The sequence below is a fragment of the Lactobacillus sp. ESL0233 genome, assembly GCF_003692995.1.
GTDB lineage: Bacteria > Bacillota > Bacilli > Lactobacillales > Lactobacillaceae > Lactobacillus > Lactobacillus bombicola.
The window spans coordinates 68894-81088 of sequence record NZ_REHH01000009.1; the positions used below are offsets into that span (position 1 = coordinate 68894).

General features: G+C 33.6%; 11 protein-coding genes and 2 tRNA genes. 2 read left to right on the plus strand and 11 right to left on the minus strand.

From position 1 onward, the window contains the following. Positions 1 to 79: 79 nt before the first annotated feature. From F5ESL0233_RS06665 to F5ESL0233_RS06675, 3 genes are all read right to left on the minus strand, one after another. On the minus strand, positions 80 to 2575 hold the full coding sequence (locus tag F5ESL0233_RS06665) for an ATP-dependent Clp protease ATP-binding subunit (protein ID WP_122059369.1): 2496 nt from the start codon (positions 2573 to 2575) through the stop codon (positions 80 to 82). A gap of 576 nt (positions 2576 to 3151) precedes the next feature. After that, positions 3152 to 3225: transfer RNA gene (locus F5ESL0233_RS06670), tRNA-Pro, on the minus strand. 43 nt (positions 3226 to 3268) lie between these two features. Next, positions 3269 to 3340, minus strand: a tRNA-Gly gene (locus tag F5ESL0233_RS06675). A 163-nt stretch (positions 3341 to 3503) separates the two neighbouring features. On the opposite strand from F5ESL0233_RS06675, the gene F5ESL0233_RS06680 reads away from it, so the two are divergent. Further along, positions 3504 to 3812 carry a hypothetical protein gene (locus tag F5ESL0233_RS06680; RefSeq protein WP_122059370.1) on the plus strand — a complete coding sequence of 103 codons (309 nt, stop codon included), beginning with the start codon at positions 3504 to 3506 and terminating at the stop codon, positions 3810 to 3812. Then, on the plus strand, positions 3799 to 4269 hold the full coding sequence (locus F5ESL0233_RS06685; protein WP_158593140.1) for a DUF2785 domain-containing protein: 471 nt from the start codon (positions 3799 to 3801) through the stop codon (positions 4267 to 4269). Before F5ESL0233_RS06680 ends, F5ESL0233_RS06685 begins: the two co-directional genes overlap by 14 nt. Before the next feature lie 145 nt (positions 4270 to 4414). Here the strand turns inward: F5ESL0233_RS06685 and F5ESL0233_RS08405 are convergent, their stop codons facing one another. The 8 genes from F5ESL0233_RS08405 to hslO all read right to left on the minus strand — a co-directional run bounded on the left by F5ESL0233_RS08405 (position 4415) and on the right by hslO (position 12186). Beyond that, complete coding sequence (locus F5ESL0233_RS08405; protein WP_090092354.1) at positions 4415 to 4573, minus strand: tyrosine-type recombinase/integrase; 159 nt, start codon at positions 4571 to 4573, stop codon at positions 4415 to 4417. A gap of 352 nt (positions 4574 to 4925) precedes the next feature. After that, positions 4926 to 5693 carry an ABC-2 family transporter protein gene (locus F5ESL0233_RS06695; protein ID WP_233554976.1) on the minus strand — a complete coding sequence of 256 codons (768 nt, stop codon included), beginning with the start codon at positions 5691 to 5693 and terminating at the stop codon, positions 4926 to 4928. Further along, complete coding sequence (locus F5ESL0233_RS08410; protein WP_233554977.1) at positions 5690 to 6022, minus strand: ABC-2 family transporter protein; 333 nt, start codon at positions 6020 to 6022, stop codon at positions 5690 to 5692. Before F5ESL0233_RS08410 ends, F5ESL0233_RS06695 begins: the two co-directional genes overlap by 4 nt. Positions 6023 to 6432: 410 nt before the next feature. Then, the gene (locus F5ESL0233_RS06705; protein ID WP_122059373.1) at positions 6433 to 7380 is read right to left on the minus strand and encodes an ATP-binding cassette domain-containing protein; all 948 of its coding nucleotides are present in this window, start codon (positions 7378 to 7380) and stop codon (positions 6433 to 6435) included. A gap of 501 nt (positions 7381 to 7881) precedes the next feature. Further along, positions 7882 to 9429 carry a lysine--tRNA ligase gene (lysS, locus tag F5ESL0233_RS06710; protein ID WP_122059375.1) on the minus strand — a complete coding sequence of 516 codons (1548 nt, stop codon included), beginning with the start codon at positions 9427 to 9429 and terminating at the stop codon, positions 7882 to 7884. Between the two features lie 20 nt (positions 9430 to 9449). Continuing rightward, a complete protein-coding gene (gene dusB / locus F5ESL0233_RS06715; protein WP_122024902.1) occupies positions 9450 to 10472 on the minus strand; it encodes a tRNA dihydrouridine synthase DusB in 1023 nt (340 codons plus the stop codon). Between the two features lie 106 nt (positions 10473 to 10578). Beyond that, positions 10579 to 11202 carry a histidine phosphatase family protein gene (locus F5ESL0233_RS06720; protein WP_090092363.1) on the minus strand — a complete coding sequence of 208 codons (624 nt, stop codon included), beginning with the start codon at positions 11200 to 11202 and terminating at the stop codon, positions 10579 to 10581. 117 nt (positions 11203 to 11319) lie between these two features. Then, a complete protein-coding gene (gene hslO, locus F5ESL0233_RS06725) occupies positions 11320 to 12186 on the minus strand; it encodes an Hsp33 family molecular chaperone HslO (RefSeq protein WP_122059377.1) in 867 nt (288 codons plus the stop codon). Positions 12187 to 12195: the final 9 nt, after the last annotated feature.

The window sequence follows — 12195 nt, forward strand, 5'->3', positions numbered from 1 at the left end:
AATATATCAGCAAAATTCTGAAAATCAGCTTTTTAATCACGACTAAGTATAGCGAACAAATAATTAAATGTCAATGTTATTACTTAACATTGGCCAAATTATCTTTTGTTGCCCTAATTAAATCAAACTTTAATTTTTTCCGATTACATCCTATTTTCAAAGTATCACCACTTTGCAAGTCTCCCTCAATTATCATTGAAGCAACTTGATCTTCAATATCTTTTTGAATTGCTCGTCGCAATGGTCTAGCACCCATTTCTGGATCATAACCATCTTGAGCAATTTTATCAAGAGCTGCAGGCGATATTTTAAGTTGAATCCCCTGTTTATTCAAACGTTCAATTAATTTACGCGTAAGTAAAGTTACCACTTGCCTTAATTGCTTTTGATCAAGTTCATCAAAGATGATGCTTTCATCAATTCGATTCAAAAATTCTGGTCTAAAAAATTGTTTTAGTGCCTCTTTTACCCGATCTTGACGTAATTTTACCTGGTTAGAATTATCAGCACTGAAGCCAACAGCCTTGGTTTCAAAGATTGAGCGTGAACCTAGATTGGAGGTCATAATAATAATAGTATTTTTAAAATCAACTTTACGTCCCTTTGAATCGGTTAAAAAGCCATCATCAAGGACTTGCAATAGCAAATTAAATACATCAGGGTGCGCCTTTTCAACTTCATCTAATAAAACTACAGAATAAGGATGACGCCGAACTTGTTCAGATAACTGCCCACCTTCATCATAACCGACATATCCAGGAGCTGAACCAATTAATTTGCTACTAGCAATTTGATCCATATATTCTGACATATCGATTCGGATTAAATTGTTTTCTGAGCCAAAAACTGTAGCAGCAATAGCTTTAGCAAGTTCGGTTTTGCCTACTCCAGTTGGACCTAAGAAAAGAAATGAACCAATTGGACGATTCTCATCTTTAATACCACTACGGCTACGGCGAACTGCCTTACTAATTGCCGAAACAGCCTTATCTTGACCAATAATTCGTTGGTGTAAATTATTTTCAAGATTAGCTAATTGTTTGGTTTCATTTCGACTCATTTGTGTTACTGGAACACCGGTCCAATTAGATACCACCTTGGCAATGTCTTCGGGATGAACAATTGCCCCATTTTTCTCTGATTTTTTCATACGACTATAAATTTGATCTTGCCTTACTTGCAGGCTATTTTGTCGTTCTTGTAATTGCGCTGCCTTCACAAAGTTTTGATTAACTGCAGCCTGGTTCTTTTGTTCAATTACTTTTTTAAGTTGATCACTAACTTGAACTAATTGATTATTTGTACCTGTACCAGCTTTGATTTTAACAGATGCACTAGCTTCATCAATTAGATCAATTGCTTTATCAGGCAGATAACGATTAGAAATGTATCGACTAGACAAGTCAATTGCATTTTCTAACGCTGCCTTATCAATTTTAACATGATGAAATTTTTCATATTTAGGTTTTAACCCGGATAAAATAGCAAAAGTTTCTTGGCGTGATGGTTCAGTTAAACGTACAATCTGAAAGCGCCGAGCCAATGCTTGATCTTTTTCAACGTATTTTTGATATTCGTCAAAAGTTGTAGCACCAATCATTTGTAAATCACCGCGGGCCAACGATGGCTTTAAAATATTAGCAGCATCAATTGAACCTTCAGCACCACCTGCACCAATTAAGGTATGCATCTCATCCACAAAAAGAATGATTGTACCATCATTAGTAATTTCCTTAATAATTCTTTTGAGGCGGTCTTCAAATTCACCCCGATATTTCGTTCCAGCAACTAAGCCACCCAAATCTAAAGAAATCACTTGTTTATCCAATAAGTCATGCGGTACTTGCTTACTTACAATTGCAGTTGCGATTGCTTCTGCCACAGCCGTTTTCCCCACTCCTGGTTCACCAATCAAGACTGGATTATTTTTATTACGCCGGGATAAGATTTCGATTACGCGAGCAACTTCCCGATCACGCCCAATCACTGGATCAATTTGACCATTTTTTGCACGCTCATTTAGATTTACTGATACTTGATCTAAGGTTGGAGTAGTACTGTTAGTTTTATCATTAGCCTCTACATTACCATAATTTGACCAGCCCCTGTCATCATTTTCATTCAAATCAAGCAGTTGGTCGTCTTCACCCAAACTATGTAAAATATCATTTTTTAAGCCATCAACATCTACATTTAGATTGCGTAAAATTACTGACGCTAAAACTTGTTCATTAAAGACAAGTGCTAAAAGAATATGGCTAGTTTTAATTTTAGTAGCCCCTTCACGTCCTGCTAATGTAGCGGCATAGGCTAAAACCATAGTTAATCTAGGCGACATTTCCATATAAGTAGCTTTACCAGCTGAACCATATCCAGTATAGCGTTCGATTTCTTCACGAACTGCTGTTGCAGTTATTCCCCAAGATCTTAAGTCCTTGCCAGCTTCACCATCAGACTCAATTACCATCGCCAATAGCACATGTTCAGTACCAATTAAACGATGGTGAAAATTTTGTGCTTGTTCACGTGCAATTTCTAAAACTTGATTTGCACTGTTAGTATAAGTTTTTTTCATCATAGCACCACCTTTATAAATGACGTGTATTCACTATATACTCTTTTGCTGAATTGTAAATTTTTTTGTTTCAAGAATATATTAGTTCACGTTAAACACGCAATTATTATAGCAAAGACTGTACTGTGATGCTAACTTTCCTATCTCTTTCATTATATTTACCATGTTGCTTACCATAATCTTAAACAAATCGCTAACTATTTCTTTATAAGCCCTTTATCGTATTTATTCTGATGGTAAAAAAGCAACCTCACTAATTTATTCCAGTTTTTGTTAAACAAACAAAATTGAGCTCATATAACTTTAGAATTATTCCAGAAGATAAATAAGCTTAGTCTGGTTCCACTGTTAAATTAACCCCTTATTTAAATAAAAATTTAAACAATACAAACTAATAATCAACCTATTAATAACTAAAAACAAATACATGATAGCGGCCTATTTTAGGTGATTTGTATCTTTATAAAAATGTGAAGTCTTTTAGCCCAATTTCAGATAATTTCAAAAAACCAAAAAAATAAAAATGCCTTAGGATCAACGTTTGAAGCTAATTGAAACTAAGACAAATCTTCATTATCGGGAAAACAGGATTCGAACCTGCGACCTCTACGTCCCGAACGTAGCGCTCTACCAAACTGAGCTATTTCCCGTTTAATAAAAAAACTCACCTAAAGTGGTGAGTCTTTATTAGAAAGCGGAAGACGGGATTCGAACCCGCGACCCCCACCATGGCAAGGTGATGTTCTACCACTGAACTACTTCCGCAAGACATCTATTATTATAGCAGACAGATATAGTTTTGCAACCCTTTTTTAAAAAAATCTAACTAGCTAATTACTTTATAAAACAAAAGATTATCATATATTAGATATTAGCAAAAATTCGGTATACTTTTTACCAAGTAATAATTAAAAAGGGGGAAAGAACCGTGCAAAATGAACTAGAAAATTTATTGCACTTACCCAAAAATCAACTATCCTTTACTGATCAACATGTATATATACTCTTAAATAATCTTGGTAGTATCAATCCACATCTTCGCGATAAGCTTAGTTACAGTTTTTTAGCACGTAGTTTTCAGGAAAATTCTTTTAACAAAGAGCAACTTAGAATGATTATCGATTTTTTTATTAATAAAAAGACCTTGTTTCATCAAATTACTGAACCTGAAAATGATGCTGTTTTTTTTGCGCACATTCACTGCCCTATTGGGAGCACTAATTTTGGCAATAGATAGCAACCAGACGATTTTAACCAACGATGAACGGCAAACAATGTTCAACTGGAGTATTGCTTATTTAGAATTAGAAAAGGATTATCGCAGCTTTGTCAAAAATAAAGGTTGGGCCCATAGTATCGCACATGGTAGTGACTTTTTAGCTGCAACATTGCAACATCCCAAATTTATCATTCAAGACCAAATAGATCTTTTAAATTTAATCCGAACGATTTTTAACAATATGCAAACTACCTTTGTTGATGATGAAGAGAAACGCTTGGCTTATGCTTTTTTTCAAGGGCTTAAGACTCAAAAATTTTCTACTTCTACTTTTATTGAATTCATTAATGAATTCAATACTGAACGCTACCAAAAATTAGCCAATGACAATTTACTCGGCTGGCATCAATTAAGTACTTGGTTAGCAATACTTCAAAGTTGGTATTTTCTCCTAGAAAAAAGGCCCGAATTATAAGTACCAATTGCTAATTTAATTGAAAAATATTATGATGCTTATAAATAAACGTTGACCTATTTTTGGCTAAGTCTTCTTCGACTACACGTTAAATATCTTCAAGATGCTCTAGACGCATTATTGGGAAGAATTATTAGCCTGCTCATTAATCTTCAAACTGTATGAACTGTTCTGGTTTCAGATCCTTAGTTACATCAACATATATACCTAAATTTGTTTGAATATCCAAATGTCCTAAAGCTTCTTGAATAACTTTTATATTTATTCCAAATTCAATCAATCTAGTAGTAAATATATGCCGCAATGTATGGCAACTAAAGTTAAGTAATAAATTTTTTCCTTTATATAATAGAACTTTTACTTAAAGCGTTGAAATTGGCATCCCTAATAAGGTGTATTAATACCATATCCTGTTTTGCCTAGCTTTTGAACGATTATAGAACACAAGTGCTTGACTGCAGGCTCTTTATTTAAACTCTAACATTTTCACCTAATTCAGAATCACCTGACTTACATGACTTAAGAATATAAGTTAGCTTTTCTTCTACATGTTAAAGAAAGCCAATTCATCTTTATTCAAAATAAATATTGGAGTTATATCTGACTTAGTATGCTGTGATCTTGTACGGTCCCATGTCATTCACCTCCTTTCAAATTTAATTAGCCGAAACATACTTTTTTATTCCTAATCTCCATAAAAATCTAGAAATTACATAAAAAAGGACCAATAAAATCAAATAATAAATAAAATATGACTGTATTCCATATTTCAAAAATTCATTAGTGATATTCGTTGCTAATAATATAGGTATCACGAATACAAAAATATTTTGTATTATTTTAGGAAATATTTTTGTAGGCCGTGATGCAAAATTGAATAAATCTTCAACAACTCCACCTAATCCTACTAATCCGTTAAACCAAAATAGCAAAGTTAAACATATTTGATTCAAGACAAAAATCATCAAAGCAGTTGTAACTATTAAAATATTAATAACTATAAATTTAAATTGTGTTATTACTTCTTTATTTAGAAAAATGATTAGCAAAATATACGTAATTATAAAATTAAAAATACTTGGAATATCTATACCTCTAATTGCAGATAGCCAATACGAAGAACTAGGTCTGATTAGAACATAATCTAAATTACCTTCTAAGATATCATCATTTAGTTCTTCATGTCCTAATATAAAAAATATATTATAGACATATGTAGAAGAGTTAACAAAAGTTATTAGAATAAAATATTGATTTTCAGTCCAACCGGGAATACTCCGATTATCAGCATAATAAATATTCCCTGTTACCAATTCAATAATCAAAAATATCAAGGCTAAAACAAAAGTTATAATACTTGTTGTTCTATAAATCAAGAATTCTTCAATACTTTTTTTCCAGATTGTTTTACCAATTCTTATCATGCACCTACACCTTCATACTTTTTAATTCCTATTTTAAAAATATATTTTCTAAGGAAATTAAAACCAACTAGCCATAAAAAAACCACAAAAAAATACTTAATAATCGCATTAGTATTGCCCCCACTAATTATCAACCTTGCAGGTACGTCAGTAACCAAAGAAAAGGGATTATATTGCAGCCAACTATAAATTCTTTTATCCAGCATATTTAAGGGAAAGTACAATCCGCCCAGAAGTAAGTAAATTGCGTTTATGCCGTTACGTAAGGGCCACATATTAATAATCCAAAAACTTAATTCTCCAAGTAACAACATCAAGTTAAAAAACATAAAATTTGCAACTATAAAATAGAAAAACAAAAAAGCAACTATAATAAAATTGTTAGAGAGTATTACTAGTAAGACCAAATAGAATATTAGTATATAAAATTGCCTACCAAAGCTATACAAAAAAATATACCAAAAAAAGTGATATAGGTTTAGTTATATACATTGATAATCTTCCAGAACTGATTAAACCCGCTAAATAATAAAGTGGAGTAGTTGTAAATATCAAGGCAGTTGTATTAGTAAGAATCAAATATCTGGCCATGTTTATAAAATCAGAATGTGGTAGTAATAAATTCCATATCCATAAAGATACTGCCAAGTTAGCTACCTGTAATATTATTGTAAGGATTATATTAGAGCGAAAGACCAAATTATCCTTCATCCCTAAATATAAAACAGGCATATACTTTTTAATTTTTTTCATTAGCTTTATCCCATTCTTTATATATTGATAAAACCAAATCTTCGATTGTCATTCCTTGCCGATTAATAGATATTATATTTTTCTCTCCTACACTATCAATTTCATTCTGTAATTCTGAAATTGATAGTACTTTTTCTTTAGCAACCATATTGTTATTTGGATCCAAGAATTTAACTTTAAATTTTTGATGATCGTTTATATCCACTGGTAACGAATTTAAAGATCCGTCAAAAATAATGTGTCCTTGAGCTAAAATAAGTAATCGCTTAGAAATCGCTTCAATATCACGTAAATTATGTGACGTAAATATAATCGTAGTTTGATTTACTCTATTTTCTTCAAGTAAAAAATCATATATATTTTTTTGAGTCCCTATATCCAAGCCTAAAGTAGGTTCATCTAGAAATAAATATTTAGGTGAATGAATAAGTGTACATAATAACTCACATTTTACCCGCTGACCTAAAGATAATTTTCGAACAGGGATTTTAATGATATCTTTTAAATTCAATACTTTTATTAAATAATTTAATCTTTTTTTATAATCTTCATCATTTAATTGATAAATCGCACTGAGCATATTAAATGTATCTATAGGTGGCAAGTTCCAAGAAAGCTGGGTCTTTTGGCCAAACATTACACCAATATTTTGATAAAATGATCTCCGATGCAAAGCTGGATTCATATTATCAACCCTAATATCGCCTTCAGTTGGTTCTATTATCCCCGTTAATAATTTTGCAAAAGTAGTTTTCCCTGCCCCGTTAGGTCCAATCAATCCTATTAATTCACCATCAGGAATGTTTAAATTTAGTGTATCAATTGCCCGCTTTTTTTGATTCTTGCGTTTAAAAAAGTCGTGCACTGAACCCATTAACCCAGGATTTTTTTCAAATGTTACATAATCGAATGAAACATTATCTAGTCTGATCATTTTCTCTCACTTACCTCATTAATAATTAATATTATACTCATATTATTCTTAATGTAAACATTTTAGATAGCCTATTTTTAAAAATTACTTTTTATTTCTACATAAACAAAAAAAGTGAGCATAAAGTCTACCACTAATCATTTTGGGTACTCGCAAAATCTTAATTTCAACTACTAAAATCACTTTTTGTGCCTATTTAAAATAATTTTTTGTTTAAAAACGAGTAAAAAGCCTATCAAATTAATCCTCTTTGGCCTTTTTGGCATGTTATGCACTGTTTTGCTATTTAAACACCTTATAAAATTATTGTAATTATATTTTATAAAAAAATCCCATATCCATGCTTAAAAACATAAATATGAGATTTAATTTTCGTCAGCCTTTTACCAAATTAGTTTCAAAATTGATGTATTCTTGGTGTAGACACTATCATTTTTAAATAATTTAAGGATTTAAAAGCAAACCTAAACTTTATTGCTAAAACACTCTAGAAGCCTAACATTAGTCTTTCTTAGCCTTTTTAGCTAAATCAGCCTTAACTTCTGCTTCGACACTTTCAATATGCTCTGGACGCATTGTTGGGAAGAGTAGTACATCCCTAATTGCTGGAGCATCAGTTAAAAGCATTACTAAGCGGTCAATCCCGATACCTAGACCACCAGTTGGTGGCATGCCATATTCCATAGCTCGCAAGTAGTCCTCATCAATCATATCAGCTTCATCATTACCGGCTTCTCGCTCAGCCATTTGGGCTTCAAATCTTTCTCTTTGATCATCAGGATCATTTAATTCTGAAAAGGCATTACCATATTCTTCACCCATAATGTAAATTTCAAAGCGATCAGTAAAACGAGGATCATCGGCATTCTTCTTGGCAAGTGGCGATATTTCAACTGGATGACCATAAACAAAAGTTGGATCAACAATTGTTTCTTCACAGTATTTTTCAAAGAAGGCATTAATAATGTGACCAACTTTCCAAAAACCTTCAACCTGAATGTCATGCTCATTAGCTATTTGAATAGCATCTTCAATGCTCATCTTTTGCCAGAAGTCAACTCCAGTTTTTTCTTTAATTAAATCAACCATGTGAACCCGGCGGAATGGCTTACCTAAGTCAATCTCAGTTCCCTGATAAGTAACCTTACCGTCATCTGTAACTACATTAGCAGCCGCACGAATAATTCCTTCTGCTTCATCCATAACATCATGAAAATCCCAATATGCAGCATACGTTTCCAGTTCAGTAAATTCTGGATTATGATGGGTATCTAAACCTTCATTTCTAAATACACGGCCAATTTCATAAACTCGCTCCATATCACCAACAATTAATCGCTTTAAAGGTAATTCAAGCGCGATTCTCATATATAAATCAATATCCAATGCATTGTGATGTGAAATAAATGGACGCGCTTCAGCACCGCCCGGAATATTATGTAAAACTGGCGTTTCAACTTCTAAAAATTCTTTTTGATTTAAGAAATCGCGAATCGCTTGAATAATCTTAGTCCGGTTAACAAAACGTTCATAACTTGCACGATTAGAAATAAGATCAAGATAACGCTGACGATAAATTTGCTCAACGTCTTTTAAGCCATGATATTTATCTGGTAATGGTCTTAGTGCCTTAGATAAAAAGGTAATATGCGTGGCACGGATTGTTAATTCACCGGTGTCAGTCTTCATAACTTCACCGTCAATGCCTAAGAAATCACCAATATCTGACTTTTTAAATATTTGATAATTTTCTTCACCAACTGCATCTTTACGTACATAAATTTGAATTTTACCAGTTCGATCGTACAAATCTGCAAAACCAACTTTACCTTTTCCTCTTTTAGCCAACATACGACCTGCAATTTTAGTCTTTGGCAATTCAGCATTTAATTCATCTTTGTCAGTATTAGCATACTTTTCATTCAAAGTTCGGGCTAAATCTGCTCGAGCAAATTTTCTCATACCAAATGGTTCAATCCCATTATCACGTAGCTCTTCCATTTTTTGGCGACGAACAATTAACTGATCATTCATTTCATTTTTAGCCAATTACTTTTCCTCCATTATATTTATAGCTTAATTTCATTTTTGACCGCTTTTTGCGCATGCCATTTTTCATATTCTGTCACAAAATTATCAAGCAGATCATAGACTTCTTGGGCAGTCCAAACTTCATTTATTTTAGCACGAGTTCGAGCTGAACGGGGAACTCCTTTTAGATAATAGGCAGCTTGCTGTCTAAATTCTGGAACTGCAATTTTTTCTCCCTTTAGTTCGACTAATCCCTTAAGCTGATGCTTAGCTGTCTCAACACGCTCTCCTACTGTCTGTTCGGGCAGTTTTTCACCCGTTTCTAAGTAATGCACCATATCTTTTAAAATCCAAGGATTACCAAGTGCTGCTCGTCCGACCATGACCGCAGTACAACCAATTTCATTCAGGGCTTTTTGAGCTAACTCAGGTGTAGTAATGTCACCATTGGCTACAAAGGGTACATCTAGTACCTGAGCTACATCATGCAAAGTCTCCCAGTCTGCTTCACCTGCATACATCTGCTTGCGGGTCCGGCCATGCATCGCAATCATACTGGCACCAGCTTCTTGGGCAGCTAAAGCATTTTCAACCGCAAAAATATGCTTCCGATCCCAACCAATTCTCATTTTAATTGAAACTGGTTTAGAAACATTTTGCACAACTTTATGCACCATTTGATAAATTTTATTGGCATCAAGCAACCATTTTGATCCAGCATCAGTTTTAGTTACCTTAGGTACCGGACACCCCATATTAATATCAATAATGTCAGCAGCAGTGTGTTGGTCAATATACTGCGCCGCTTCCAGGAGTGTTGCTTCAGTACCGCCAAAAATCTGAATACTCATCGGATGTTCACGCGGATCAACTTTCATCATCGACATCGTCTTTTTATTACGATAAATTATACCGTGATCAGAAATCATTTCACATACAACTAGTCCTGCCCCAAATTCTTTACAAATCATTCTGAAGGCAGAATTAGAAACTCCTGCCATTGGAGCGACTACCACGCGGTTGGGAATGGTTAAATCACCAATTTTCCAGCTATTGTCCACACAATCATCCTTTCAAATACTCTAATATCATAACAAAAACAAATCCCTAACGAAAATTTCATTGTAGCATTAATTAAAAAATACTATAGAAGGGCTTTTTTACCAATTAATCAGAGAAGAAATCACTTGGTGCCACCCGATTATAATAACGTAAAAAGGGCTGCTTACTATGATCAGCAACAGAAATTCTGGTAACACTTGCATTTTTAGCTTCACCAATTATTGCAATGTTAGGCGTATGCAATATGTTTTGAACCAATGCCCTTGAAGCTGTGCCATGAAATACCAAAAGTACTGTTTCATTGACATGCCTGTGTACAAGATCTTGCCAAAATTCCATCAAGCGCTCATTTAAATGCTGATAGCTTTCACCCGAACAGAAATTAGTATAATTTTCTGTAAAATAGCCTAACTCGTCAAATGCTTCGGGGTACTTGGCAAGTAGTTCTTGAGCTGGTTTCCCATCCCAATTGCCGTAGTCAATCTCTTTTAAGCGGTCATCGTAAATAATATCGTGCTTACCACGATCTAAAATTTCAGCTGTCTGCTTTGCACGAATTAAGGGACTAGCATAGACGTAATCAATTTTTTCTATATCAAAACTATCTCCTAAAGCTGTAACTTGTTTAATTCCTGTTTCATTCAAAGGTAAATTAGTACCGGCACCATTAATGGCAAAAGTTTTATTAGTATCAGTTTGGCCATGCCGTACAATATAAACATTTAGCATTGGGCTGATCCTCGCTTTCTTATTTAGATTAACTCTTTCATTATAATAAAAACCATACGATATCGCATCTCTATTTTTATTAACATGCAACTATACTTTAAAATATTGTGCTTTTATTTATTGAATAATATTCCTTAATTCTTTTTCAGTAAATTGATATTTATTTCCGCAAAAATTGCACGTTAATTCAGCACCATGGTCTTCTTTAATCATCGTTTCAATTTGACTTGTTTTTAATGTTGCCAGAATCTGACAATATTTTTCCTTTGAGCAGTCACATTTATAAGCCACATCTTCCCTAGTTAATATTTTACAATCATTCCCTAAAATCGATTCTGCCAATTCTTCTGGTGTCATTCCAGCCAAAAAAGCGGTTGACAAAGCTGGTAAATGATCAATTCGCTCAATAGTTTTTGTAATCAGGCTGTCACTTGCCCCAGGCAATGCTTGAAGCATAAATCCACTTGCTTCACCAATTGTATTATTAGGATTAACAAAAACTGAAAGCCCTACTGCAGAAGGAATTTGTTCTGACTTGGTTAAATAATAGGCAATATCTTCCGCAATTTCACCAGATACAATAGGAACTTGCCCAGTATAGGGTTCTTTTAACCCTAAGTCCTTTGTCACTTCAAGCCATCCTTGACCAACTGCCTTTTTAACATCAATATGCCCACCCGCTTTAGCAGGCAAAGCGATATGCGGATTTTTTACATACCCCTTAACAGTTAAGTCAGATTTAGCTGTAACAATTGTAGGCCCAACGGGACCATCGCCAAGTAAGCGGATTGTGAGCTCTTCCTGATCCGTTAATTGAGCTCCTGCAAGTAATTCACCTGCAAGTAAAGTTCGTCCTAAAACAGCAGAAGCGGCTGACCAAGTATTATGTCTAGTCTGTCCTTCTTGCACTAAATTTTTAGCCGAAATGGTTAATAACCGTAGATTTTTTGTTTTGTCAATTGCTTTAATTAAGTAATCGCTCATTGTATTCTC